Genomic DNA, 24,491 nt, shown 5'->3' with positions numbered 1-24,491 from the left:
TTATTCCACCGTTTTCTCTTCATAAAGAACCAGCTGGATTTCACCTGCATCATCCAGTTCGCGAACCATCTGCATGATGTCGTTACGTGCACGATGAACGCGGCTTAATGCCACCGCACCACGTGACTCCATCTCATCTTCTAGTGCTTTTACCATGCGCTGTGGCATAGAGCGTTTGATCGCTTGCAGCAACGTAATCTCAGATCCTTTTAGCGCCACTGCCCACATTTCGAGTGGAATTTGTTGCACAAGAATATCCATCGTTTCTTCGCGCTGACGGCCGAGAACCATGAAGTCAAACATGTTCTGTTCGATCTCATTGACAACATCGGCATCGTGAAGTTTAAGCATTTCCATCAACGACGCTCGATCACCTTCAAAACGGTTAATGATGTCGGCCGCCTGTTTGACGCCCGACAGGGGTACGCTCTGATTAGCGGACACTTTCTCAATGCAACGTTCCACCAATTCGTGCAGATCATTCGCTACTTGATGGTCAATGTCTTGTAGTTGTGCAATGCGGAATAAGATCTCATCATGATAATCTTGAGGCAGATGCTTCAATACCACAGAAGAGCTATCCGCGGGTAGGTAAGCCAGGAAAATCGCCTGCATCTGCGGATGCTCATTGACGATAAACCGCGCCAATGTTTCCGCTTCAACCCATTGCAAACGTTTCATATTGTTGCGAATTTCATCACCGTATAGGTTATTAAGTAAGCCTTTCGCTAAATCATTACCCAACGCTTTGCGCAGCGTATTCGACAAGTACTCTTTTGAAGCACCGCGAATACCACTGTGATCACTAAAGTCTTCAAAGAAGTTCTGAATCACCGTACGAGCAGACTCACTTTTGATGCCGTTGAGTTTCGCCATTGCACGAGTAACACACTGTGTTTCGTCTCGACTAAAATGTTGCAACACCTTCGCCGCCGCGTCCTCACCCATGCCGAGCAGCACCAGTGCGGTTTGTTCTACATAACTAAGCGTCTGCTTCGACGTTGACTGTGCTGTGTTCATTGATGTTTACCCATTGTTTCAATATCTCGGCTACACGCTCTGGCTCTTCATTTGCAATAAGCTGTAGGTGTTTAAGTTGGATCTCTAGTGGTGATCCTGGCGGTGGCAACATATCGCTGTTGACATCCAGTCCAGAAGACAGAGCTATACCTTTCTCGGATAGGCGACGATTAAGTACATCTTCATACTCGTACTCTTCACGAGTCTGTAAATTATCATAGCTTGGTTCATCTTGCGGCGGGGCGAACTCCAACTCAGAAGAACGCTTGTCTGCGCCAGTTAGGTGCATGATCAGTGGACGAAGAACGAACATAATCATCGCCAGACCCAACATGCCACCAATAACGTAACGTAAGGGCTGCTGAACTGTTGGATCTTGCCACCAAGGCAGTGCTGGCGGCGCGTCGATCACAATTGGGGTGAAGTTAAAGCTCATCAAACTCAAGCTGTCACCACGTGCATTCGAGATACCCACCGCGTCCATGATCATGGTTGAGATTTGCGATTTATCCGCTTCACTCCATGCGACACCATCCGGTGCGGCTTGCGAGTTAAGCAGAACTGACACGCTGAGCTTTTCAACTTGACCTTGTTGGTACTGAGTTCGACGCACACTGCTGCCTACCGCATATTGGCGATTAACTTCTGAACGTGCATTGGTGTTCTGGCTATCGTTGGTTGGCGTTTCACCGGTTACAGGTGGTTGATTGCTCAAAGAGCCCGGAATACCTAATGCAATTTGGTCAACGGAGTTGTTTTGGATAGTGTGTTCATTACGAACGACCGGTGCGTTATCGAGGATCTCTTGTGTCTCTTCGACTTGGCTAAAGTTCATATCCGCCGCAACTTGTACGCGGAAGTTACTTGGCCCCACGATCGGCGTCAGCATGTCAGCCGCGCGCTGGATGATTTGCTTCTCAACACTCTTTTGGTATTCAAGGTATTTCGCATTCACTTTGCCCGCTTCAGCAGAAGCCACATCCGCACTCAGTAGTCGACCGTATTGGTCAATCACCGAGACAAATTCAGGCTTCATTGCTGTCACGCTGCCAACCACTAGGTTGATGATGGCTTCGACCTGCTCAGGCTTCAGATCTTCCCCCGGCTTAAGCTCTAACATCACAGAAGCCGAAGGGTTTTCCGTGTTTTGGCGCACAAACAAGGTTTGACGAGGAACCGCAAGGTGGACACGTGCATTCGCTACTGCATTTAGCGACATGATAGTGCGCACTAACTCACCTTCTAAACCGTGGCGATAACGTGCCGTTTCCATAAACTGGCTGGTACCTAGCGAGCTGTCTTCTTTTAATGAATCCAGACCCGTTGGCAATTTCGCTTTCACCCCCTTCGAAGCAAGCAGCATGCGGATGCGGGCAACTTCACCCTCCGACACCAACACTTGGCCGTTTTGTTCTTGCATGCGGTAGCTAATGCCTTCGCTTTCAAGCACTGAGATGATTTCACCGATATCGAAACGCTCTTGCTGACTATATAGCGGTCGGAAGCTCTGAGAAGAACTCCACAACGCGACCACAATAATCGCGGCAACAATGGCTGCCAATACGGCGGACAACACAAGGTTACGCTGGCTGCTTGACCACAACTGTCTGATTTTATATTTCACATCATCCATCCCTTTTGAAGAGGATAGCGTTTGTGTTGAACTCATAGGCATTGCCGTGTTTCCGGCAACTTGGGGAGTAATTTCTGACATAGATTACACCGGCATTTTCATAATATCGTCAAAAGAGGCCACAACCTTGTTGCGTACCTGCATCAGTGCATTGAAAGACAAGCTCGCTTTTTGACTTGCCACCATTGCTCCAACCAAGTCATCACTTTTTCCCGTTTCTACCGCTGTCATTTTCTGACTGGCCACCGATTGGTGCTGGTTCACCGAATCCAACACACTGGTCATTGCTTGAGAAAACGATAACGGTGCATTCAGAGATTGCTTGTCGATCGGGTTAGCACTTACGACAAATTCTGGCTGCTGAACCTGAGTTCTCATGATCTCCATTTTCGACAGCATTAATTGCTCTGCCGAGATCGCATTGGTAGGTTGACTTGCCATTTACTGTTTCTCCTTTTAGGCAGCCGAGCCTAGCGCCGACTGTAAATCAATACCGTGTTCACGCATTGCTGCGAGCTTGTAACGCAACGCTCGGGTAGATACGCCCAAAGCATTTGCGGTTTTGGTTCGGTTTCCACCAAACTGACGTAATTTTTCCAAGACAAATTGATACTCCGCCTGCTTCTTTGCCTCAACGTGACCAAAACTTGAGGTTGGCTCCGCAGAAGGCACGCGAACGAGAAAATCAATCGGTAGCATCAGATCATGGGCAGTGATGTAGTCACCGTGACGCATCACTAACGCACGTTGAATGACATTTTCGAGTTCACGAATGTTCCCTGGCCAGTGATACTGACACAGCGCAGAGATCGCATCCTGAGACAAACGACAACGGCTGCTGTCTTGGTATTTTTCGATAAAGAATTGACTGATAGGTAGAATGTCCTCTTTACGCTCGCGCAACGGAGGCCAGTGCAAAGGTAAAACATCAAGACGGTAGTAGAGGTCCTCACGGAATGTGCCTTTTTGCACTTCTTCACGTAGGTCTTTGTTTGTCGCAGTAATCACGCGAATATCCAATTGAATCGCTTTATGGCTGCCGACACGCTCAACTTCGCGCTCTTGTAAAACACGCAATAGTTTGGCCTGCACTGCTGGAGACATTTCACCGATTTCATCGAGCAATATCGTGCCACCATTGGCCTCTTCAAATTTTCCGCTTTGGGAGCCAGTCGCGCCAGTAAATGCCCCTTTCACATGACCAAACAACACCGCTTCAAGCATAGATTCTGGGATAGCCGCACAGTTCACTGCAACAAAAGGACCATCCAAACGCGGAGAGTGCTCGTGCACATAACGTGCGAGCACTTCTTTCCCGGTGCCTGACTCACCCGTTATCAATACACTCGCGTTCGTACAGGCAGCGCGATGTGCCAATTGAAGTACCTGCTTACTACGCCAAGACTCGGCCACTATATTAGCCAATGGTTTACCCAGTGCTTCAACACGTTTCAGTAAATTCAGTAGTTGATTGGTTTCAAATGGACGCAATAGATAGTCAGTCGCCCCTGAATTCATGATTTCTGCCGCGAGAAGGCCTTGTTCTTGATCGACAATCGCAATCACAACACCTACGTTTCGTTGCCTCTGGTGACACACTACAAACTCACGAACACACATATCCGGTAGTGTTGAACTGACCAAGGTAATGCTTGCTCTCTCTTCTAATAGTGCACTTCGGCCTGTACGAGAATGTCGAGCGGAATAACCCGCACTCTCAAGTACATCCAATACGGGTTGAGCAAGACTTTCATTGGGCTCTACCAACAAAATATCCGTTTTCGTCATCATTGAACCTTGACCTTCTTTTGTTGAGTGTGTTGTTTCAATTCTTTATGGTTTTTAGCAATAACGCGCTCGTTGTCTCGAACAAGGCGCAACGTCACCCGACGATTTTTCATTTGTCCTGCACTGGTGTTATTACTAGCAATCGGATAGCGAGAACCATGCGCTCTCACTTCAATGAGGTTGGCATCGATTCCCTTGCCGACAAGGGCTTTGGCAACTTGTTCAGCGCGTTGACGAGATATAGTGAGGTTAACTACATCGGAACCAACGTTGTCTGTGTGCCCATCTACAAGGATTTTAGTGACTCGGTTATCAGCAGACACATAACTGTATAACGCAGCAATCGTTTCTAACTGAGATGGGGTCAGTGTTTTTTGCCCAAATTGGAAAGGCAGGACCAGATCACGTGCTTGCGAAAAAGACAATTTAGGTAACCGCTCACGACACGCTTTAAATGACGCTAAAGCAGGTTGAATTTGAATGGTTGGCAACGTCAGCTCGGAAAGCGAGGAAGCATCACCCCCCATAAGTGACAGTGTAACCCAGCTTCCTTTAGTAATACCATCAAGAAGTAACTCACTTCCTTTTACGAATTCAAATCGACGCGTTGCTTCTGGAGCAGTTTGTGACGCTAATAAATTCGTTATCAGCTCACCATTCCATGGGGCACTTTGAGTTTGAAGAGAAGCGCTATTCCATTTTTCATCGCCATCTTTTACTTCTGAAATAAAAAAAAGGCGATTATCAGTTTCCGCCCGGAAGTAAAACTTCCCATATGGAATGTCCGTATGAATTAATCTGCATTCAAGTTGATTTCCTTTATAATCCCAACTCGATAGATCCATAGGAACAATGATACTTTCACCTGCCAAGGTTAATTTTGACCATGTCATAATCATGACAAATATAAGTTTTGATATTTTTGTTAAAACGTATTTCTTACATAACCTTGACTTAGTTAGATTTCTCAAATATGCCATCATATTAGGGTGTCTGGCATAGTTAATCATATTGATTCCCTATTCTAAAACATTGAAAGTGGTCAATAAGCGTACAAAGAACGAATTTCCACTCGTACCTATAAATGAATGGCTTCATGATCAGAAAGTAACGCATGATGTTTGTGTTCAAGAATTGCTGTGAATTTAACCGATCATTCCAGATAATTAACACATGAACTTATATTCTTATCTTGAATTTATAGGACAAAAATAACTCTTTTTATTTTTTATGAAAAGTGCCTCATTGCCTCCGCAAATCAACATATGAACTAAAGTCACATTATTTAAAGTTGAAACTAAAGGTTAGTAAAAAACTCTGTGTAGACTACACGCTATTAAGTTAAAACAACTTCGAATGTTAAGGCACGGTAAAATATAAATGGAAAGCAGAGACAACGAGCCTATTTCCGACATCAAACTTCTTGATGTAGAATTATTAGGCAAACCTATTCATATCATTCGAGAAAAGCTCGAAAGTTTGATTTCAGAATCTTGTTCTAGCCTAACCAATGAATTACAAAATTGGCTCAGCACCAACAAAATCGAAGCAAACTTAGTTTCAGTAGAGCTACACAGATTTTCACCAACTTTCTTGGATAAAGACCAAACCTCCATTTATCAGCATCAAGATGGCGGCATGGTGTATATCCACGGAGACGCACAAGCATTAATCAAGCTTGCTGACCGTTTTTACGGTGCGGCAACAGAGCGCGCCTCTACAAGCTTGACTGCGAGTGACTTGCGCCTTCAAGAGCGTATTAGTCGAATCATCATCAACTGGCTAGCACCTCAAGAAATGTGGCAAGCCTGCGAGTACGAAACGCCAAGAGGCATCGGACTGCATGCCGAGCTTTCTATCGCGTTCGATGACTGCCAAGGTGCGGTTCATCTCAAATTGGATAGTCAGTTGATTCAAACCTTAATAGATCAATTGAAATTACAATCCGATGTCGACCTGTATCAGCCATTTTGCCGTTCTCTGGCGTCAACGCCTGTTCGACTCAATGTCGTACTCAGTAAAAAAAATATGGCATTGAGTGATGTTATCGGACTGAAGCCGAATGATATTTTACCGATAGAGTTACTCAATACTGTGCCAGTCAGTATTGGCAATCAGTCACTTTTCACTGGTCGTATTGCCGAGCAAGACGATCAACTTGTTTTGATTTTTAACCCAGATAAGGAATCGCAGCGATGAGCGAAGCCCAAGCAACCACAGCATTCGACGCCGATGATTTGAACTTTGACGATTTTCAGCTAGAAGACTTTGCCCCAGAGCAACCATTCCAAGCAGAACCGGTAACAGAACGCGATTTGAGCTTTTTTAAAAGCATTCCTGTTACCGTTACCTTAGAAGTCGCGAGTAAAGAAATCCCACTAGGCGATTTGATGAAAGCGGGTGAAGGCACAGTGATTGAACTGGACAAACTCAATGGCGAACCTCTTGATGTGAAAGTAAATGGTTCTCTGATGGGACAAGCAGAAGTCGTGGTCATTAACGACAAATATGGCCTACGCCTGATCGATGTCCATGACTCTGCGCTTAGCGGCGTTGGCCGATAAATTCAGGTGGGTTGCGCGATGAATGTTCTGAGTGACAGTCAGTGTCGGTTGCCTTTACTGGTGATTACATTACTTGGTTTACTGTTGTTTACGCTGCCAACCATGGCGGCAGACAATGGCTTAACCATCTTATCCGTTTCCGACGGTGACACGCAGCAAGAATACAGTGTTAAGCTACAGATCCTCTTGCTAATGACGGCACTCAGCTTCTTGCCGGCCTTCATCTTGATGGCCACAAGCTTTACACGCATTATCGTAGTATTAGCCATATTGCGTCAGGCGTTAGGCTTGCAGCAGAGTCCGCCAAACCGAGTTTTGGTCGGCATTGCACTAACGTTGACGCTGCTTATCATGCGCCCTGTCTGGACCGATATTTACGACAACGCCTTCAAGCCGTATGACAAGGGTGAAATTACCTTGATGCAAGCGTTTTCGGTGGCAGAAAAACCTGTTCGTCACTTTATGTTGGCACAAACCCACCAAAGCTCGTTGGAGCAAATGCTGCGTATTGCCAACGAGCCTATCGACCAAAACGTCGAAGATATTTCATTTGCTGTCGTGTTGCCTGCTTTCGTCATCAGTGAGCTGAAAACCGCATTTCAAATCGGCTTCATGTTGTTTATCCCGTTTCTGATCATCGACCTTGTCGTTGCCAGTGTATTGATGGCAATGGGTATGATGATGCTGTCACCACTGATCATCTCGCTGCCATTCAAGCTTGTCGTGTTTGTTCTGGTGGATGGCTGGGCGATGACTGTCGGCACACTATCCGCCAGCTTTGGGTAATGGGAGCGCAATATGACACCAGAACTCACCGTTACACTATTTTCTGACGCCGTCTGGCTGATCATCTTGATGGTAGCCGTCTTGGTTTTGCCGGGGTTGATTGTTGGTCTTTGCATTGCGGTATTTCAGGCTGCCACGCAAATTAACGAGCAAACCCTCAGCTTCCTGCCACGTTTGTTAGTCACGCTGCTGATGGTGATTTTTGCGGGTCACTGGATGCTACGTAAAATCATGGAATTGTTTGATTTCTTGTTCCACAATATTCCAGGGATGATCGGCTAATGGCGATCACGTTTGCGGAACTGTCCGTGATTCTAGGTCAGCTGTGGTGGCCATTTTTTCGCATCGGTGCCGTATTCATTTCCATGCCATTTTTTGGTGACGCGCTGATTCCAGTCTGGGTTCGCAGCTTGCTTGCGCTCTCGATTGTGGTGATCACCGCACCACTTATGCCACCAATGCCAGAAGTCGAACTGTTCTCGATGACCTCGCTTTTCTTAGCCTTCGAACAGGCGATATGGGGCCTGATGTTCGGCTTAATCCTGCATATGTTGTTCAATGTATTCACCATGCTCGGCCAGACTATCTCGTTACAAATGGGCTTGGGTATGGCGATGATGAACGATCCGGTTAATGGTTTGTCTGTGGCGATTCTAGGCCGCATGTTCCTTATCTTCTCGACCTTGTTGTTTCTTGCACTTGAAGGGCATTTATTGGTTATCGATATCGTCATTCAAAGCTTTGTCATTTGGCCTGTGGGATCGGGTATCTCCGCCCTTTCCTTGCAAGGCGTTGTGAACATCTTTGGGTGGATGTTTGCTTCTGCGCTTGCCTTAGCGTTACCAGCGATCGTTTCTATGCTGCTCGCCAACATCAGCTTTGGTGTGATGAACCGAGCAGCGCCATCACTCAACGTTTATGCGTTGGGCTTTCCCATGACCATGCTCTTAGGTTTGTTCAGCGTGTTGATCTCTGTCTCTGGCGTGCCTAGTCGCTATACCGCGTTAGTTCACGACACCATTCGTTTCTTGAATAACTTTATGTTGGGGGGCGCATGAGCGAACAGTCGTCTCAAGACAAAACCGAGAAAGCCTCGCCCCAGAAGGTCAAAAAAGCCCGTCAGGAAGGGCAAATTCCGCGCGCAAAAGAGTTCACTACCGCCGTTATCTTCCTAGCCGTTGCGATGTTTTTTTATTCCCAACTCAACAGTATTTGGGAATGCATGTCTGGCGTATTCCGTTACAACATGACCCTAACCAAAGCCGACTTGGAAAACCCAAAGCAATTGGTGGAACACCTTGGTCAGAGCTTGGCGGTGATCATTGAGATGCTATTGCCCCTCTTCTCAGTAATCATCATTGTCACCTTTGGCAGCAGCATGGTGCTGGGTGGGTGGATGTTCCGCCTTGCGAACGTCATGCCAAAACTCAGCAAACTGAACCCTATCTCTGGCATTAAACGTATTTTCTCTACTCGCTCACTTGTGGAATTGGTCAAATCGACTTTTAAAGTACTCGTCATCTTCGGCATTCTTTATGGCTACCTAGACAACCATCTACAGCCGCTACTTGGCATGCAAAACTTACCACTCAGCCAAGGCTTCTCACTGATCATGTCGATTTTGTTTGAAGGTCTGCTGCTGATGGGGTTCGCCCTATTGCTGTTTGGGGTACTTGATATTCCTTACCAACGCTGGGAGCACCTCAAAGAGCTGCGCATGACCAAACAAGAACTCAAAGAGGAGTTCAAGAACAACGAAGGTCGACCAGAAGTTAAACAACGCATTCGCCAAATTCAGCAGCAGTTTGCTCGCCGTAAAATCGACAAAATGGTGCCAACCGCAGACGTGGTGATCACCAACCCGACCCACTACGCCGTGGCATTGAAGTACGAGCCGTCGCTGTCCGATGCACCATTTGTGGTGGCAAAAGGCGTCGATGAAACCGCGATGCACATTCAACGCATCGCCCGCGAGAACAAAGTCGAGATCATCAACTCGCCGCCGCTGACTCGTTCGATTTATCACACCACAGCGATTGAGCAGGCCATTCCGAGCCAACTCTATATCGCAGTGGCCCATATTTTAACTTACGTTTTGCAGTTGAAAGCCTTTCGTAAAGGGGACGGAAAGGAACCGACGCCTTTGCCTCATTTTTCAATTCCAAAGCATTTGCAACACTGATTAACCCGCGTTTACCCAAGGACACAGAGTATGTTTAACCGGTTAAAACACCTTCAAACTTCCACTAAAGGCTACATTGGTATTCCAATCGTCTTGTTGATGGTATTGGCAATGGTCATCTTGCCTTTACCACCATTGCTATTGGACGCGCTGTTCACCTTCAATATCGTGTTAGCGATCTTGGTATTACTGGTCAGCACGACAGCGAAGCGACCTCTCGATTTTTCGATTTTCCCAACCATTTTGCTGGTCGCGACCTTACTTCGCCTCACTCTAAACGTGGCTTCAACGCGTATCGTATTGCTTGAAGGTCACAACGGCAGCGATGCTGCTGGTAAGGTAATTCAAGCCTTCGGTGAAGTGGTGATCGGCGGTAACTACGTGGTCGGTATGGTGGTGTTCATCATCTTGATGATCATTAACTTTGTTGTGATCACCAAAGGTGGTGAGCGTATTTCCGAAGTCTCGGCACGCTTTACCTTGGATGCTCTACCAGGCAAACAAATGGCCATCGATGCCGATTTAAACGCAGGCTTAATTGACCAAGAAACCGCCCGTCAGCGCCGTAAAGAAGTCGCGAACGAAGCCGACTTCCATGGCTCAATGGATGGTGCGTCTAAATTTGTTCGTGGTGATGCGGTTGCGGGTCTGCTTATCCTGTTCATCAATATCATCGGTGGTATCAGCATTGGTGTGTTCGAGCACGGATTACCAGCGTCAGAAGCCTTCAAGACTTATGCCCTGTTGACTATCGGTGATGGTTTAGTTGCTCAAATTCCATCACTATTGCTAGCAACCGCGGCCGCCATTATCGTGACGCGCATTAACGACAGCGATGACGGCATGTCGGAAACCATGCATAAGCAGTTGCTCGCGACATCAGCAACCTTGTATACCGTTGCGGCCATCATGGCAATCATTGGAATGGTCCCGGGTATGCCTCATCTTGCGTTCTTCACCTTTGCCGCCGTGTTGGCATTTGCAGGGTGGCGACAAAGCAAAAAGCCGGTGCAAGATACCCAAATCGACCAAGTGGAGGCGCTCTCTCATGCGATGCAGGTAGAAGAAACTGCACTCACTTGGGACGATATTCCTCATGTCCACACGCTGTCTCTTGCGTTGGGCTATCGTTTGGTTCACTTGGTCAACAAAGAACAAGGTGCGCCTTTAGCACAGCGTATTCGTGGCGTGCGCCGTAACCTCTCTGAGCAAGTGGGCTTCTTGCTACCAGAAGTGCGTATTCGCGATAACCTAAGTTTAAAACCAAACCAATACACCATTGCGTTGAACGGTGAAGTTATTGAACAAGGCTTTATCGAGCCAGAACGTCTCATGGCGATTGCCGTTGGTGAAACCTATGGCGAAGTCGATGGTATTCTTGGCAGCGATCCTGCCTACCAGTTGCCTGCCGTTTGGATTGAACATCAAGACAAAGCCAAAGCGCTCAACATGGGCTATCAGGTGGTTGACGATGGTACTGTGATCGCGACACACATCAGCAAAATCATGAAAACCAATTTGGCTGAGTTGTTCACCCATGACGACGTTGAAGCCATGACTCAACGTTTGACTGCGCAAGCACCCAAATTGGCCGAAGCCTTAGCCGCTGCACTGACCCCAGCACAGCAACTTAAGGTCTACCGTCAGCTTCTGCTTGACCAAGTTCCACTGAAAGACATTCGTACCATCGCTAATACCATGTTGGAGTCTTCTGAAAATACCAAAGAGCCAATTTTGCTTGCGGCGGATGTACGCTGCGCGCTGAAACGCACTCTGGTGAACTTAGTCGCAGGACAAAAAAACGAACTGAATGTCTACGCTTTATCGGATGAACTTGAGAAAATGCTGATGGCTTCTCTACAACAAGCCCAAACAGCAGGCGCTGTCATGCTCGATAGCTTCCCAATAGAGCCAAACATCCTTAGTCAGTTCCAACAGAACTTGCCTTTGATTCGTCAGCAACTTAAACAACAAGGCTTGCCACCCATCTTACTGGTGATGCCCCAATTGCGACCACTGCTGGCGCGTTACGCACGTACCTTTACCCAAGGATTGGCGGTACTGTCTTACAATGAAATTCCAGAAAATAAACAGATCAACGTGGTAGGAAACCTTGGCTAATCTCATATCAACAACAGCGATGTACGATTATTTATGCGGCCTCGCACTGCAACATATTGTCACGGACGACGACCAACTGGTGTTTGATGCGCTCAAACACAATGACATTCAACACGCCTGTCAAGCCATCCGTAAAACCAAAACCGGTGAGGTGGCATACCAACACCTCACCCTGCGCTTTGGTGTACGTGGCGAGCAGAGTGTTTATCAGTTTGAATTGTCTGAGCAAATGCAATATTGCTTAGATTTATACAGCTTGTATTTAGCCCTGCGCCAAACTCAGTTCCAGCTCGATACCTTTCATCCGGATCTTATCAGCAATGTCGTTGTGCCTATTCGGATCGACGCCTTATTATGGCAAGCAGGCCGCCATTTTTTGAATCAGATGATTCAATTCCACAAGGCAGCATTTCAACATGTCGTGCCCTCTTTACAAGCCGATGAATCCCTTTGCCTGCACGAGCAAGTCACCACTTTGGTTGAGCTGTTAAAAGACAACGCGTATGCGTTATGGTTTGAAATCGCGACCAGACAAGTGCACTTCGAACGCATAGCAGAGTTTAAACCTGATATGATTAAGCTATCCGTGACAATGGAAAACAAACAAGATCAGCACGCGTTTCTGCCTATCGCGCGCTTTCTTCGTCACAATCAATTTCCTTGGGTAGCAGGGAGAGTCGCCAGCCAAAATGAACTCAATCGCTACCGCTTACTCGGTGCGAATTATTACTTTGGCTATTTCAGTGATATTCCCACCTCATTGTCGTTTAAATCGTTCGACGATGAATAAATAGGGTAACGATAAAGGGCGAGTTCAGAAATAAGAACTCGCCCTTTTTTATGTCTGAACAGCCTTAAAATACGAGTTTTCTGGAATAGATATCACCAAAAACCATCAAAATTGGCGATTTTGGCAAAATTTTTAAATTTCCAATTAATCATTAAAGCCAACCGACCGCCTCTAGTTAGTGAGCGGGGCGATAGTCCCACATTGAACAATCAAGGAGAACAGATTATGGCTCTATCAATGCACACTAACTACGCTTCGCTGGTTACTCAAAACACGCTAAGCAACACTAGTAACCTACTGAACACAGCAATGGAGCGTTTGAGCACGGGTTACCGTATTAACTCTGCAGCAGACGATGCAGCTGGCCTACAGATCTCTAACCGTTTAGAAGCTCAAACTCGCGGTATGAGCGTTGCGATGCGTAATGCACAAGACGGTATGTCTATGCTACAAACAGCGGAAGGTGCTTTCGATGAAGCAACTAACATTCTGTACCGCATGAACGACCTAGCAACTCAGTCTGCAAACGGCACAAACACGGCTAAAGACCAAGGTGCTCTTCAAAAAGAGTTTGCAGAACTAGGTACTGAGCTACAAAACATCATGACTAATACTAAGTATGCTGGTGACCCACTTATAACCGCAAACGGTATTAAAGCAGGCGGCCTTACTCTACAAATCGGCTCTTCTTCTGCAGAAACTCTAGACTTAGCTACAACAGTAGATACTGATGTTGCTGCGGCACATACCGCTCTCAGCGCAACCGTTCCTGGCCTAGACATCAGTACTGGCGCAGGTGCAACCGCAGCAATGGATGCGCTAGTTTTAGCGATTGATGAAGTAGGTGCAGCACGTTCTGGTTTGGGTGCAACAATCAACCGCCTAGACCACACTGTAGTAAACCTAAGCAACATGGTTGAAAACACATCGGCAGCGAAAGGCCGTATCACAGACGCTGATTTTGCCGTTGAATCTTCAAACATGACGAAGAACCAAATGCTAATGCAAGCAGGTACAACGGTTCTTTCTCAAACTAACCAGCTACCAGGTATGGCAATGTCGCTACTGCGTTAATAGAGACTCACTATTCGCTAATAACGCGCAAAATTTAATTCGTCCAAAAAATCAAAGCCTCCTCGTATCCGGGAGGCTTTTTCGTTGTTAGCGAGAAGAAACTTGTTGAACAGTTCCAGTTCGACAGATTCCACACCTCGATGTGGCTCATACGCTTTGAGCTCTGGAAATCGAGAAAGCGTCTCTACACGGATGCTCACCAGCTCTTCGGCATTAATGTTCTGTTTACTGAGCAGTTTGGTACCGATGAAAGCCTCATATGCACGAGCACACTTCATCAGTCGTAAAACAAAGTCATTCATTATTGTCATTCTTTTTTAGTCGAATTAGGGGGGGGGGGAATAGCCAGCCGCTAGCAACCACAAAAATTGCAGGGGCATAAGATAGCAAACCTTTGCATTCAAACAGGATCAGAAAAATCTGAATCCCTTAGCAGTAAACGCCTAAATTTGCGCATTATGCATTTCGCTCATGCCTCGCTTTTCTTCCCTCCATTGGATTAAATCTTTCACCACTTTTGGTCGCCTTTTTTATTTGGGAACCCCATTAGCTATCAAGGGGAAAGCGGAACCAGCAAGGTGGAAAAGTCGCTTCCTCCCAACACACAGAATAGCCCGTAAGATACTGTTTTATATAGACATAGATATCAGGCACACATCTTGCGATTGAGTATTTATTACTGGCATAGAAAAGCCAAATACAGATGAGAGAGGGAGCGACCTCATGAGTTCGTTAGATCCAATTACCATGGCAACCCAGTTCGCCACGTTAGACGTTCAGCCATTTCAGCAACGTTACCAATTGCAAGCCGATCGCTACCAAACACAGTTGGCTGCTCTAGGTAAAGTCGAAAGTGCGCTGCGTGACTTCCGATCTGCGGTTAACGAGATGAACAGCAGCACAAACAGCATCATCAAAAATACCGCAACGACCTCTCAAGACGGCTTTTTCACCGCGAGTGCCGATGCCAACGCATTAGTCGGTAACTACCAGATTTTCGTTGAGCAAGTGGCTACTTCACATCAGATTTCTACCGGTATGCCTGCAGACTTGGAGGCCACTACCGAGGTCCCAACTACCGGTACGTTAGAGTTCACCATCAATGGTGAAACCATGACGTTAGATATGTCGACGGTGGATACTGACGGTGATGGTAAAGCGACCGTGACGGACCTAGTCAGCGCGATCAACAACAACCCTGATAACCCAGGCGTGAATGCCACGCTTGTGCGTTCAAATGGCCAAACACACTTCATGCTCTCCAGTACCGAGACAGGCGTTGCGAACAGCATCAATGTCAGTGCCACTGGCACAGGACAAGCGTGGTTTGAAGATGCGTTCACCAACACAACAGAAATCAGTAAACCTCAAGATGCTGTTATCTGGCTTGGCGCGGAAGGTACAGGGCTGCAACTGACTAACTCAAGCAATACCTTTGAAGGTGTGATCGATGGTGTCGACATCACGGTCACCAAAGCACAAAACTCAGGTGAAGCCCCTATCTCGATGGAAGTCGGTGCAGACCTTGAAGGCACGAATGAGCAAGTCACTAAATTTGTCGACACCTACAACGCCCTTATTTCTACGCTAGATGAGTACACACAAATTGGTAGCGAAGACCAAGCGCGTGGCGTTCTAGCCAGTGACCCAACGCTACGTTCGATTGAAAGCCAATTAAATGCGCTTGTTCGTGGCGAACATGGCGGCATGCGTTTGAGCGAAGTCGGCATCACTATCGATCGCGATGGAAAAATGAAAGTCGACCAAGACAAATTCGCCGAAGCACAGAAGAGTAACAGCGCTGCGCTTGAAGCAATGTTTAACGGTGATGGTGCCCTGCTCGACTCACTCGATGATATGGCAGAACCGTTTTTGAAGTTCTCGTCTGGCACGTTCAATTCTCGTAAAGATGCGCTGCAAGCCAATATGGACCGCATTGAAGACAAACAAGTCTCTTTAGAGCGCAAGTACGAGATGTCGTACAACCGCTACCTCACCCAATTTACTCAAATGAACACCTTAATGACGCAAATGAACCAAACCATGTCGCTGTTTGGTTAACGCTTTAGGAGAAATACTTATGCTCATGGATTCCGGCTACGACTCATACCAACAGGTCGATCTGGATGCTCAAGCAGCATCCGCTAATCCACACCAACTCGTCGTCATGCTGATCGATGGGTTACTCGATGAAATTGAACGTATTCGCGGTCACCTTGCTGCGAATCGCCTCGAAGAAAAAGGAATTGGCATTAACAAGTGCATGAACATCCTTATCGGCTTAAGCAGCGCATTGGATGAAGAGAATGGCGGAGAGATCGCCGAGAACTTGCGTCAACTCTACGATTTCTGCCAAGTCGAGTTGTATTACGGCAGCACTCAAAATGACGCAGAGCGTTTGGACAACGTAGAGCGTGTGATGGGTAACGTTCGAGAAGGATGGATGAACTTTGGACAGCAAGCATAAAGTGTCGCCGGAGCGATTTCGCCACTTATCAAAACTGATCCAAATCGCTACTAAAACAGCCGATTGGCAAGCACTAAAACGCTACGATTTACAGTTGCGCGAACTGCTTATCAGTCATAAGCCTTTCTTGAACGATATGAAACTCGCACCGGAAATCCAGCGAGCAAAAACGGTGCATGCAACTGCGTTTGCTGCACTCGAGAAAGCCACCAGCGAACTACAGCAAGAGATGAATATGGTTAACGACCAACAGGAACGAGCCATGGCGTATCAACTTGCAATGACGATGGAGCTAACGCAATGATGGTCACCAACTCAATGCCTGCGAGTTCACCTTCTCAATCTACCGCCGTAGGGAAGATCTCTCACGCGCGTTCAGAGCAAGGCGTTTCGCTAGCAAATTCAGCCACGGTCACTCAACAGGGTCAAACCAACGCGTCTATCACCGTTGCCGGATTTCGCTTAAATACGCAAGCCTCACCAGCGGAAGCGATGCAACCTGATGTCAGTTCACCAGAGCTCCACACAGAAGACACCTCTGATGAAACGTTACTAGGTAATGCTTCATCAGAGGTGAATCTGGCCACGCAAGCGCAAGTTCTCATGCAAGGGATAAGTAAGGCGGCGATTAAGCAAGGCGAAACCAACCAGCTTGCACAAGTGTCGGCAAATAGCACCTCGCACAGTGCAAACATGGGCGCCCAAGCCAATTCAATGCTTACCTCCCCTACGCAAGAAAACCAAAGTGGTGTTCAAGCGAGCGCGGCAAATTCGCTTAAAGTTTCTGCTTCTGATTTGCAACCGTTGCTGAATCAATCTGCTCACGGGCAAATATTCGCAGCCAACACGCAATCGCAGACAACAACAGCGCAACATTCAAATCCAACCTCACCGCTTGCAGCAACTCAAGCTCAAGGTGCGGAGTGGGCGGCCGTTCGCGTGGATACCAGTTCCGGTAAATGGGGCGAGCAGATGATGCAAGTGCTGCAAGATCGCGTGACTTTACAAGCTCAGCAAAACCTGCAAGAAGCCAAGATTCGTCTCGACCCGCCAGAGCTTGGCAAATTGGATTTGTTGGTGCGTGTTGAAGGCGACCGCTTGAGCGTACAAATCAACGCCAATACCGCCGCAACCCGTGAGGCACTGATGCAAGTGTCTGAGCGCCTTCGAACTGAACTGCAAGAGCAGAACTTCGTTCACGTAGACGTCAACGTTGGCTCGGATCAAGGTCAAGAGCGACACTCTCATGACGGCACTCAAGAAGAAGCAAACGTCTTTACCGCGCGTGAAACCAACGCCTTCAAATCTAATACAACAAACTATTCAGAGCATTGGCTGAACACTCAAGCCTAATGCATCATCGAGGAAAAAGGTTATGACCAAACAACAAATGATCGCCCTGTTTATCACCATGATCATCACCAGTGCCCTCGTTTCCGCTGCCACTGTGGTCGGCGGTATTTGGTACCTCAACAAAAGTTCAGAGTCTTCATCATCAGACTCTAGCGTTAGCGCCTTATTGGAAGATTCACCGTTGGCATTCTTAACTTCTGAGCAACCAACGACAAAAGGCCCAAGCTTTCATCCATTAGATAAAGTGGTGCTGACCATCAAAGGCAAAAAGCAAACTCACTTTGTGATGCTGGAACTTGCGGTGGAAACACGCCGCCCAGAGCGCATTAAGGACATTGATGCCTACATGCCGATGGTTCAAAACTCACTGCTAAAACTGTTCAGCGACAAAACTTTTGATGAGCTTCAGCAAGCAGGTGCCATTGATATCCTGCAAAGCGAAATCAAAGAGAACCTACTGCTTTCGTTCGCAAAAACCGACATCGTACGTGATATCGATGATGTTTTGCTGACCAAGTACGTTGTGCAATAACGGAGCACAGCTATGTTGGAGATGAACTTACAGGAAAGTTATACCGCGACGGAGGAAGTGAATACGCCGTCGCGCCCGATTGATGAAAATGCACTGCTGCAGCGTCATCAAGTCATGGTTAAGCGCGTCGTAAACCAACTGCGCGTTCATGCGACCTCACATTGCAGTATTGAAGACATGCAGCAAATTGGCTTGATTGCACTTGTCGAAGCCGGACGTCGTTATGGGGATGTGGATGATCCGCACTTCCCCGCCTTTGCCGTTTGTCGTGTTCGAGGGGCTATTTTGGACGAGCTTCGCCGTTTGGATTGGCGCTCACGCAAGACCCGACAGCAAGCACATGAGCTTAACGACGTGACACGAGACCTCACTCGAGCGCTAGGCAGAATGCCAACCGACGCTGAAATCATCAAAGCACTCGGCACTGATGAGCAAGACTATTACAACCGTCAAAATGCAGCTCTTGCAGGGGAGATGCAAAGCCTTGATCAATTAATGGAAACCGGCAGCGACAGCCACTTTGGTGGTCAGTATGACGGTATGGAACATGAGCACATCCGGCGTAGCTTAGACACTGCGCTGGGAAAAATGTCGAAACGCGATCAACTATTGCTCACTTTGTTCTATCAACATGAGCTCAACCTCCATGAAATCGCGCTCGTGCTCGATCTGACGCCACCTCGCATCTGTCAGTTGCACAAACAAGCGCTAAAACAACTCAACCAATTAATGTCCTCTTAGGAGTCACAAGATGCAAAAGTTTTTTGGAGCCATTACCGTCCTGATGTGTGTCTTCGGCGGATACATGTGGGCAGGCGGTAAACTCAGCGCTATTTGGCAGCCAGCCGAGTTTTTGATCATCATAGGTGCGGCAGCAGGCTCACTGATCATTGGTAACCCGCCACAAGTGTTAAAAGAAATGCGCCAGCAAGTACGTGCGACCATCTCTGGCCCGCGTCAAGAGTATGAGTACTACATGCAGCTAATGGCGCTACTCAACAACCTGCTCGAAACCGCTCGCAGCCGTGGCTTTAAGTTTCTGGATTCGCACATTGAATCACCAGAACAGAGCTCAATTTTCCTCGCTTATCCGAAAATCAGTAACGATCATCGTCTCATTTCTTTCATTACCGACAATTTACGTTTAATGGCAATGGGACAAATGTCGCCTCATGAATTAGAGGGACTATTAGAACAAGAAATCGAAGCGATTCAAACCGAGATGCTTTTACCTTCACGCTCTATGCAGCGCACGGCAGAGGCACTTCCTGGGTTCGGTATTCTTGCGGCAGTCGGTGGCATCATTATCACCATGCAAGCCATTGACGGCTCAATTGCGTTGGTTGGTTATCATGTTGCCGCCGCCCTCGTTGGTACATTCATTGGTATTTTCGGTTGTTACTGTTGTTTAGATCCACTCAGTAACGCTATGGCTCAACGCGTTAGACGAAACATGACGGCTTTCGAATGTGTACGCGCCACTCTGGTTGCTTACGTAGCGAAAAAGCCAACATTGCTTGCTATCGACGCTGGTCGTAAACACATTCAGTTAGACATCAAACCAACTTTCAACCAAATGGAGAAGTGGCTAGCTGAGCAGGAGGGATAATGCAAAAACAAGAGCATGTGGTGTTCAAACGCGCAAAAGCAAATAACCATGATGAGTTTCATGGTGGTGCGTGGAAAGTCGCATTTGCCGACTTCATGATCGCGTTAATGGCGCTGTTTCTTGTCCTTTGGGTCATGCAAGTGGTCGACAAGGAAGAGCGTAAAGCCATTGTGGCGCACCTTCATAGTTCGAGTGTTTTTGATAAGAGCTACGGTAACCCTTTCGATACCTCACAAAGTATCTCTCCTATCGACTTGGCACAGGACTCTTCTGTGCCAAGTAAACACAACTCTAACCATGTCGTCAGCTCCTTCTTCCAAGGTGACGGCGATGGCCCAGAGATTGACTCGCTTATCCCAGGTAATTTCGACAGCCAGGAACAACTTGCTCTGCTCGCTAAGGTAATTGATGAAGTCGTGGGACAAATCAGTGCGCAAGGTAACGTTAACGTCACCATTACACCACAGGGTCTGCGCATTGTTCTGCAAGATGATTACAAGCAGCACATGTTCAGCCGTGGCGGTGCAGAGTTAACCCCTTTCTTTGAAGACTTATTACTTGCGCTTGCCCCTGTGTTCGAACGCATCAGCAATCCATTGATCATCAGTGGTCATACGGACTCGACGCCATTCAAGAAGCGATTTGGTCGACAATCGAACTGGGCGCTATCCGCTTCTCGTGCCGATGTGGCAAGAAACACCTTGGTGGAAGGTGGCATGCCAGATGATCGTGTCTTGCAAGTGACTGGGATGTCGGATCGTGCCCTGCTTAATCCAGAAGAGCCAGATTCTAGCGAAAACCGTCGTATTGAATTATTTGTTTTAACGACCCCCGCCTCACAGGTGTTGGCAACGTTATTTGGTAATCAGCAAGACAGCGAATTACAAAAAGCAAAACAAAAAGCAGAGTTTAATCAGCCTGTTTTTCGCCAGGAAATCATTCGTTATTCGGTGGATTCGGACTCACCAAAAACGGAAATTCAAAACCTCTAACCCCCTAGAAGGTCACCAGGGCTTTAATACTGCGTGACCTTTTCTACCAATTAACCGATGTTGCTGTGACTGTTTAGTTGAGTTCAATATGCCCGTACCTGCGCCTATTAAAAACAAAAATGATGCTTTAAAAAAAGCCTTTCTTTGGCTGATCATTTTCGACTACCTTTTGTTAGCATTTTTTCTCACCCAACTTTCGAGCCTCAATCTCAATAGTGGCACCATGATAAGCCTGTTGCTTGTGGTGTATAACATTTTGCTAGTTTCGCTATGCTACCAGCGCACCAGCCATCAAGACTCTTACATTCTCTATCCAGTGCTGTCCGCCACATTGCTGGCCTTCGTTTGTTTTCTCTATTTTTTCTTCTTAGTTTAAAGTGCCATGCAGCGAGGGGGTGGCCTCCAAGCGCATAGACCAATCAATACAACAGCATGCTATTTGACACAAAAAAGGGGATAACCTCATCCCCTCTTTCCGATTAGCGTGCCGTTTACATCACGCACTCTTTTACCGCTTTGGCTTTCTCAATGCCTTTTTCTATCAATGACTTCACCTCATCACTGTTCACTGATGCCATCATGCTATTTATCGCATCTGCGGCTTCCGATTCGGAGGTTGATTCAACATAGCATTGATAGGCGTTGGCAATGCGATCTTTCATTTCTTCGATAGCTTGCGGGTCACTGAAGTCCACATTCATCGCGTCTTTTACCGTATTAGACAGTGTCTTAGCCGTCTCCGATGTGGATGCAAATTGCTCGAAGTCAAACCCGACTGAATCAACTTGTTCTTGGGTCTTTTCCATTTGCTCTTGAACCACTTCCGTAGCCTCATTGGCGGTCTCCTGGACTTTGTCCATGGTTTCAGTTGCCGCCTCTTGTACATTATCCACGGCTTTATTAGCGTCGTCACAACCAATCAACGCCATGGCCATCATCACTGCAAAAAATGTCTTTTTCATTTTGAACCTTTATCCATTTTTATAAACACTATGAAATTTTAGTTCATCACTCGAAGATAGGTGACAATCAATGGTCATTCAGAACGACATAAATGAAAAAAGGAGGATCATCGTATCCTCCTTTTGCTGATCTGGTGATGCTTACATCACACACTCACTCGCGGCCTTAGCTTTATCAATCCCCTTTTTAATCAGAGATTTAGCTTCATCATTACTGATAGACGCCAGAATGTTATCCATCATTTTTTCTACGGTTGACTCGGAAGATGCCTCTACCAAACAACGATAGGCATTGGCAATATCGTCTTTTGCCTCAACAAGCGCTTCTGGATCACTGAAGTCCGCATCCAATGCTTCCTCCACCGACGCCGCTAACGCTTGGGCAGATTCCGTCGCTTCACCAAATTGCTCAAGGTTAAAGTCAACTGAATCGACATGATCTTGAATGATATCAATTTGTTCTTGAACCGAGTCTACCGCTTTGTTAGCCGCCTCTTGTGCCTGATCGATCGCCTTTGTCGCGTCTTCACAACCAAACAGCGCCATCGCCATTATCATTGTTGAGATAATCTTTTTCATTTTGAGCCTTAACAATCATGGGGATACCATGCAATACTAAACCATCACTTCTAGTTAGTGGAAGTAAGTAATTCCGCTTAGCAAACGCTGAAGGCCACTCCTCTTTTCTTGGCGCTTACATTTCACACTCTTTTACTAATTTGGCGCTTTCAACCCCTTCTTCAATTAACGTTTTAGACTGCTCACTGTTGATAGTCGCAACAATTTTTTTAATCAAGTCTTCGGCCGTAGAAGCGGAAGTATCTTTAACGAAGCAGTGATATGCGACGGCAATATGCTCTTTTACTTCCTTAACCGCTTGGGCATCACTAAAGTCGACATCCAGAGCTTCTTCCACCGATGCCGCTAACCCTTCGGCTGAAATTGCCGCATCCCCATATAAGCCGAGGTTAAAATCGACGTCTTCAACCTGCTCCTGTATGTCCACCATTTGTTGTTGAGCAGCATCAATGCTCTTATTGGCGGCTTCTTGTGTTTGTTCCATCTTCTTTGTCACATCTTCACAACCAAAGAGTGCAATAGCCGTTATCATTGTTAAGACGATCTTTTTCATTTCGAACCTCACATGTTTGTCAACGTACAGTACGAGCTGGCCATGGAATTATTATTGTAGGCACAAGAAATGAATCATTCACCATTTACATACGCCAATTCCCCGGCGACGAAAGTGGAGTGGATATTGCGCTCATCACCAAGCATCATTAGCGCGAATAATCGATCGGACAAGCCTTGTGAGTAACGAGCGTGCAATTTCTGTAAATCGGTAGCAGACCAGTTGAGTACGACAAAGTCCGCCTCTTTTCCTGTCTCAAAGTTTCCAAGTTTGTCATCAAGGCTTAATGCTTTAGCGCCTCCGAGCGTCGCGAGGTAAAAACCCATGTACGCGGAGAGCTTTTCACCCTGTAATTGAGCCACCTTATAGGCTTCACCTAGTGTTTGGAGCAGCGAAAAACTCGTGCCCGCACCAACATCTGTACCCAGACCAAAGCGAATCGCCAATTTTTCGGCCTTTTCCAAATCAAACAGGCCACTGCCAAGGAATAAATTCGACGTTGGGCAGAACGCGACGACAGAGTTCGTTTGTTTGATCACATGCCATTCAGGCTCTGACAGGTGTATCGCATGAGCAAAAACGGATTTATTCCCGGCCAAACCATAATATTTGTACACATCGAAATAGTCGACGTACTCAGGAAAAAGTGACTTTACCCATTCCACTTCATTTTTATTTTCAGATAGATGTGTATGAACATAAACATCGGGGTACTCCTTTTTCAATCGTCCCGCGACAGCGAGTTGCTCAGGTGTCGACGTTGGGGCAAAACGCGGGGAGATCGCATACTGTAATCGATGATGGTTGTGCCACTTTTCAATCAATGTTTTGACTTGCGAATAACTGGATTCCGCGGTATCGAGCAAATAATCAGGTGCGTTTCTGTCCATCATGACTTTGCCTGCAATAAGCCTCAGGTTAAAACGCATCGCCTCTTCAAACAAAGCATCAACCGACTGCGGATGCACAGTACAAAACACAAGGGCGGTTGTGGTTCCGTTTTTGAGTAGTTCTTTGATAAAAAACTCTGCCATTGCTTTGGCATGCGCTTTGTTTTCAAACTGCTTCTCTGTTGGAAAAGTGTAAGTCTCGAGCCATTCCAGTAACTGCTCGCCATAAGCAGCAATCATTTGTGTCTGAGGATAATGGACATGGGTATCGATAAAACCAGGCATAATGAGCTTGCCTTGTAAGTCCTCAATGTGTTCGTACTGTTTATAGTCAGATTCGTCAAACGCCTTGAGCTGCTTAATATGACCATGTTCTACAACTAATAGACCATCAGCTAGATACTCATAACTTGCAGATTCATCATCGACGTCACAAGGGTTTTCAATAAAGTGGAGAAAACTCGCTCGAATTACTACTGTCGTTTCTGTCTTCATGCATCACACCACTCAAAAGATCGACACGTTCTAACTATAGCTGATCATCCTTATTTCAAACTTGGGCTCAGCAGCAACGCATTGCGTTCATGTCCGTCAGC

28 protein-coding genes are annotated in these 24,491 nt (G+C 46.8%); 18 read left to right on the top strand and 10 right to left on the bottom strand.

Translation table 11 applies throughout. The features are described 5' to 3' along the window. The 5 genes from AK966_RS13305 to AK966_RS13285 are packed head-to-tail and all read right to left on the bottom strand — an operon-like array spanning position 1 to position 5,451. On the bottom strand, positions 1–1,020 hold the full coding sequence (locus AK966_RS13305; protein WP_099078231.1) for a flagellar motor switch protein FliG: 1,020 nt from the start codon (positions 1,018–1,020) through the stop codon (positions 1–3). After that, positions 983–2,734 carry a flagellar basal-body MS-ring/collar protein FliF gene (gene fliF / locus AK966_RS13300; RefSeq protein WP_099078232.1) on the bottom strand — a complete coding sequence of 584 codons (1,752 nt, stop codon included), beginning with the start codon at positions 2,732–2,734 and terminating at the stop codon, positions 983–985. Before fliF ends, AK966_RS13305 begins: the two co-directional genes overlap by 38 nt. 3 nt (positions 2,735–2,737) lie before the next feature. Continuing rightward, positions 2,738–3,094: a flagellar hook-basal body complex protein FliE gene (fliE, locus tag AK966_RS13295; protein WP_099078233.1), complete on the bottom strand. Its 357-nt coding sequence runs from the start codon at positions 3,092–3,094 to the stop codon at positions 2,738–2,740. 15 nt (positions 3,095–3,109) lie between these two features. Beyond that, positions 3,110–4,441 (bottom strand): sigma-54 dependent transcriptional regulator, encoded by a 1,332-nt coding sequence (locus AK966_RS13290; RefSeq protein ID WP_172438060.1) that lies wholly within the window; start codon positions 4,439–4,441, stop codon positions 3,110–3,112. Then, positions 4,441–5,451, bottom strand: a complete 1,011-nt coding sequence (locus AK966_RS13285) for an OmpA family protein (RefSeq protein ID WP_119464319.1) — start codon at positions 5,449–5,451, stop codon at positions 4,441–4,443. The genes AK966_RS13290 and AK966_RS13285 overlap by 1 nt, the downstream gene beginning before the upstream one ends. 370 nt (positions 5,452–5,821) lie before the next feature. Here AK966_RS13285 and AK966_RS13280 point away from each other — a divergent pair, with 370 nt between their 5' ends. The 9 genes from AK966_RS13280 (at position 5,822) to lafA (ending at position 13,958) form a co-directional block, all read left to right on the top strand. Next, positions 5,822–6,640 (top strand): FliM/FliN family flagellar motor switch protein, encoded by an 819-nt coding sequence (locus tag AK966_RS13280; protein WP_119464318.1) that lies wholly within the window; start codon positions 5,822–5,824, stop codon positions 6,638–6,640. Continuing rightward, positions 6,637–7,005: a flagellar motor switch protein FliN gene (gene fliN / locus AK966_RS13275; protein ID WP_099078237.1), complete on the top strand. Its 369-nt coding sequence runs from the start codon at positions 6,637–6,639 to the stop codon at positions 7,003–7,005. The genes AK966_RS13280 and fliN overlap by 4 nt, the downstream gene beginning before the upstream one ends. Before the next feature lie 18 nt (positions 7,006–7,023). Continuing rightward, positions 7,024–7,791, top strand: coding sequence for a flagellar type III secretion system pore protein FliP (fliP, locus tag AK966_RS13270; RefSeq protein ID WP_099078238.1), 768 nt, complete (start codon positions 7,024–7,026; stop codon positions 7,789–7,791). A gap of 12 nt (positions 7,792–7,803) precedes the next feature. After that, positions 7,804–8,073 (top strand): flagellar biosynthesis protein FliQ, encoded by a 270-nt coding sequence (gene fliQ, locus AK966_RS13265; RefSeq protein ID WP_099078239.1) that lies wholly within the window; start codon positions 7,804–7,806, stop codon positions 8,071–8,073. Continuing rightward, entirely contained in the window at positions 8,073–8,849 is a 777-nt protein-coding gene (gene fliR / locus AK966_RS13260) for a flagellar biosynthetic protein FliR (RefSeq protein WP_099078240.1), read from the top strand. The genes fliQ and fliR overlap by 1 nt, the downstream gene beginning before the upstream one ends. Continuing rightward, the gene (flhB, locus tag AK966_RS13255; RefSeq protein WP_119464317.1) at positions 8,846–9,973 is read left to right on the top strand and encodes a flagellar biosynthesis protein FlhB; all 1,128 of its coding nucleotides are present in this window, start codon (positions 8,846–8,848) and stop codon (positions 9,971–9,973) included. Before fliR ends, flhB begins: the two co-directional genes overlap by 4 nt. 30 nt (positions 9,974–10,003) lie before the next feature. Continuing rightward, positions 10,004–12,094, top strand: a complete 2,091-nt coding sequence (gene flhA, locus AK966_RS13250; RefSeq protein WP_099078242.1) for a flagellar biosynthesis protein FlhA — start codon at positions 10,004–10,006, stop codon at positions 12,092–12,094. Between the two features lie 19 nt (positions 12,095–12,113). Then, entirely contained in the window at positions 12,114–12,884 is a 771-nt protein-coding gene (locus tag AK966_RS13245; RefSeq protein ID WP_172438061.1) for an EAL domain-containing protein, read from the top strand. A gap of 225 nt (positions 12,885–13,109) precedes the next feature. Then, a complete protein-coding gene (lafA, locus tag AK966_RS13240) occupies positions 13,110–13,958 on the top strand; it encodes a lateral flagellin LafA (RefSeq protein ID WP_119464316.1) in 849 nt (282 codons plus the stop codon). 17 nt (positions 13,959–13,975) lie between these two features. Here the strand turns inward: lafA and AK966_RS13235 are convergent, their stop codons facing one another. Continuing rightward, positions 13,976–14,260 carry a hypothetical protein gene (locus tag AK966_RS13235; RefSeq protein WP_259343770.1) on the bottom strand — a complete coding sequence of 95 codons (285 nt, stop codon included), beginning with the start codon at positions 14,258–14,260 and terminating at the stop codon, positions 13,976–13,978. A 421-nt stretch (positions 14,261–14,681) separates the two neighbouring features. On the opposite strand from AK966_RS13235, the gene fliD reads away from it, so the two are divergent. From fliD to AK966_RS13190, 9 genes are all read left to right on the top strand, one after another. Further along, positions 14,682–16,019, top strand: a complete 1,338-nt coding sequence (fliD, locus tag AK966_RS13230) for a flagellar filament capping protein FliD (RefSeq protein WP_119464315.1) — start codon at positions 14,682–14,684, stop codon at positions 16,017–16,019. 19 nt (positions 16,020–16,038) lie between these two features. Continuing rightward, positions 16,039–16,425, top strand: a complete 387-nt coding sequence (gene fliS, locus AK966_RS13225; protein ID WP_099078246.1) for a flagellar export chaperone FliS — start codon at positions 16,039–16,041, stop codon at positions 16,423–16,425. Next, complete coding sequence (locus AK966_RS13220) at positions 16,409–16,729, top strand: LafD (protein ID WP_172438050.1); 321 nt, start codon at positions 16,409–16,411, stop codon at positions 16,727–16,729. The genes fliS and AK966_RS13220 overlap by 17 nt, the downstream gene beginning before the upstream one ends. Then, on the top strand, positions 16,726–17,778 hold the full coding sequence (locus tag AK966_RS13215) for a flagellar hook-length control protein FliK (RefSeq protein WP_119464314.1): 1,053 nt from the start codon (positions 16,726–16,728) through the stop codon (positions 17,776–17,778). The genes AK966_RS13220 and AK966_RS13215 overlap by 4 nt, the downstream gene beginning before the upstream one ends. A gap of 22 nt (positions 17,779–17,800) precedes the next feature. Further along, a complete protein-coding gene (gene fliL, locus AK966_RS13210) occupies positions 17,801–18,310 on the top strand; it encodes a flagellar basal body-associated protein FliL (RefSeq protein WP_099078248.1) in 510 nt (169 codons plus the stop codon). A 12-nt stretch (positions 18,311–18,322) separates the two neighbouring features. Beyond that, a complete protein-coding gene (lafS, locus tag AK966_RS13205; protein ID WP_099078249.1) occupies positions 18,323–19,051 on the top strand; it encodes a lateral flagellar system RNA polymerase sigma factor LafS in 729 nt (242 codons plus the stop codon). A gap of 10 nt (positions 19,052–19,061) precedes the next feature. Next, on the top strand, positions 19,062–19,919 hold the full coding sequence (gene motA / locus AK966_RS13200; RefSeq protein WP_099078250.1) for a flagellar motor stator protein MotA: 858 nt from the start codon (positions 19,062–19,064) through the stop codon (positions 19,917–19,919). Further along, positions 19,919–20,911, top strand: coding sequence for a flagellar motor protein MotB (locus tag AK966_RS13195; protein ID WP_099078251.1), 993 nt, complete (start codon positions 19,919–19,921; stop codon positions 20,909–20,911). Before motA ends, AK966_RS13195 begins: the two co-directional genes overlap by 1 nt. A gap of 88 nt (positions 20,912–20,999) precedes the next feature. Next, entirely contained in the window at positions 21,000–21,287 is a 288-nt protein-coding gene (locus AK966_RS13190) for a hypothetical protein (RefSeq protein ID WP_099078252.1), read from the top strand. A gap of 115 nt (positions 21,288–21,402) precedes the next feature. Here the strand turns inward: AK966_RS13190 and AK966_RS13185 are convergent, their stop codons facing one another. The 4 genes from AK966_RS13185 to guaD all read right to left on the bottom strand — a co-directional run bounded on the left by AK966_RS13185 (position 21,403) and on the right by guaD (position 24,390). Continuing rightward, entirely contained in the window at positions 21,403–21,873 is a 471-nt protein-coding gene (locus tag AK966_RS13185) for a hypothetical protein (RefSeq protein WP_099078253.1), read from the bottom strand. Between the two features lie 141 nt (positions 21,874–22,014). Then, positions 22,015–22,452 (bottom strand): hypothetical protein, encoded by a 438-nt coding sequence (locus AK966_RS13180; RefSeq protein WP_099078254.1) that lies wholly within the window; start codon positions 22,450–22,452, stop codon positions 22,015–22,017. Positions 22,453–22,567: 115 nt separating this feature from the next. Further along, entirely contained in the window at positions 22,568–23,005 is a 438-nt protein-coding gene (locus tag AK966_RS13175) for a hypothetical protein (protein ID WP_099078255.1), read from the bottom strand. Between the two features lie 74 nt (positions 23,006–23,079). Beyond that, positions 23,080–24,390: a guanine deaminase gene (gene guaD, locus AK966_RS13170; protein WP_099078256.1), complete on the bottom strand. Its 1,311-nt coding sequence runs from the start codon at positions 24,388–24,390 to the stop codon at positions 23,080–23,082. Positions 24,391–24,491 lie beyond the last annotated feature (101 nt).

Origin of the sequence: Vibrio sp. PID23_8 (assembly GCF_003584965.1) — a bacterium.
Classification (GTDB): Bacteria; Pseudomonadota; Gammaproteobacteria; order Enterobacterales; family Vibrionaceae; genus Vibrio.
This window is presented reverse-complemented; position numbering and strand designations above follow the sequence as displayed.

Coding starts and splice junctions, on each gene's coding strand:
- AK966_RS13305 (WP_099078231.1), bottom strand. CDS start 1,020: ATGAACACAGCACAGTCAACGTCGAAGCAGACGCTTAGTTATGTAGAA.
- fliF (WP_099078232.1), bottom strand. CDS start 2,734: ATGTCAGAAATTACTCCCCAAGTTGCCGGAAACACGGCAATGCCTATG.
- fliE (WP_099078233.1), bottom strand. CDS start 3,094: ATGGCAAGTCAACCTACCAATGCGATCTCGGCAGAGCAATTAATGCTG.
- AK966_RS13290 (WP_172438060.1), bottom strand. CDS start 4,441: ATGACGAAAACGGATATTTTGTTGGTAGAGCCCAATGAAAGTCTTGCT.
- AK966_RS13285 (WP_119464319.1), bottom strand. CDS start 5,451: ATGATTAACTATGCCAGACACCCTAATATGATGGCATATTTGAGAAAT.
- AK966_RS13280 (WP_119464318.1), top strand. CDS start 5,822: ATGGAAAGCAGAGACAACGAGCCTATTTCCGACATCAAACTTCTTGAT.
- fliN (WP_099078237.1), top strand. CDS start 6,637: ATGAGCGAAGCCCAAGCAACCACAGCATTCGACGCCGATGATTTGAAC.
- fliP (WP_099078238.1), top strand. CDS start 7,024: ATGAATGTTCTGAGTGACAGTCAGTGTCGGTTGCCTTTACTGGTGATT.
- fliQ (WP_099078239.1), top strand. CDS start 7,804: ATGACACCAGAACTCACCGTTACACTATTTTCTGACGCCGTCTGGCTG.
- fliR (WP_099078240.1), top strand. CDS start 8,073: ATGGCGATCACGTTTGCGGAACTGTCCGTGATTCTAGGTCAGCTGTGG.
- flhB (WP_119464317.1), top strand. CDS start 8,846: ATGAGCGAACAGTCGTCTCAAGACAAAACCGAGAAAGCCTCGCCCCAG.
- flhA (WP_099078242.1), top strand. CDS start 10,004: ATGTTTAACCGGTTAAAACACCTTCAAACTTCCACTAAAGGCTACATT.
- AK966_RS13245 (WP_172438061.1), top strand. CDS start 12,114: ATGTACGATTATTTATGCGGCCTCGCACTGCAACATATTGTCACGGAC.
- lafA (WP_119464316.1), top strand. CDS start 13,110: ATGGCTCTATCAATGCACACTAACTACGCTTCGCTGGTTACTCAAAAC.
- AK966_RS13235 (WP_259343770.1), bottom strand. CDS start 14,260: ATGAATGACTTTGTTTTACGACTGATGAAGTGTGCTCGTGCATATGAG.
- fliD (WP_119464315.1), top strand. CDS start 14,682: ATGAGTTCGTTAGATCCAATTACCATGGCAACCCAGTTCGCCACGTTA.
- fliS (WP_099078246.1), top strand. CDS start 16,039: ATGCTCATGGATTCCGGCTACGACTCATACCAACAGGTCGATCTGGAT.
- AK966_RS13215 (WP_119464314.1), top strand. CDS start 16,726: ATGATGGTCACCAACTCAATGCCTGCGAGTTCACCTTCTCAATCTACC.
- fliL (WP_099078248.1), top strand. CDS start 17,801: ATGACCAAACAACAAATGATCGCCCTGTTTATCACCATGATCATCACC.
- lafS (WP_099078249.1), top strand. CDS start 18,323: ATGTTGGAGATGAACTTACAGGAAAGTTATACCGCGACGGAGGAAGTG.
- motA (WP_099078250.1), top strand. CDS start 19,062: ATGCAAAAGTTTTTTGGAGCCATTACCGTCCTGATGTGTGTCTTCGGC.
- AK966_RS13195 (WP_099078251.1), top strand. CDS start 19,919: ATGCAAAAACAAGAGCATGTGGTGTTCAAACGCGCAAAAGCAAATAAC.
- AK966_RS13190 (WP_099078252.1), top strand. CDS start 21,000: ATGCCCGTACCTGCGCCTATTAAAAACAAAAATGATGCTTTAAAAAAA.
- AK966_RS13185 (WP_099078253.1), bottom strand. CDS start 21,873: ATGAAAAAGACATTTTTTGCAGTGATGATGGCCATGGCGTTGATTGGT.
- AK966_RS13180 (WP_099078254.1), bottom strand. CDS start 22,452: ATGAAAAAGATTATCTCAACAATGATAATGGCGATGGCGCTGTTTGGT.
- AK966_RS13175 (WP_099078255.1), bottom strand. CDS start 23,005: ATGAAAAAGATCGTCTTAACAATGATAACGGCTATTGCACTCTTTGGT.
- guaD (WP_099078256.1), bottom strand. CDS start 24,390: ATGAAGACAGAAACGACAGTAGTAATTCGAGCGAGTTTTCTCCACTTT.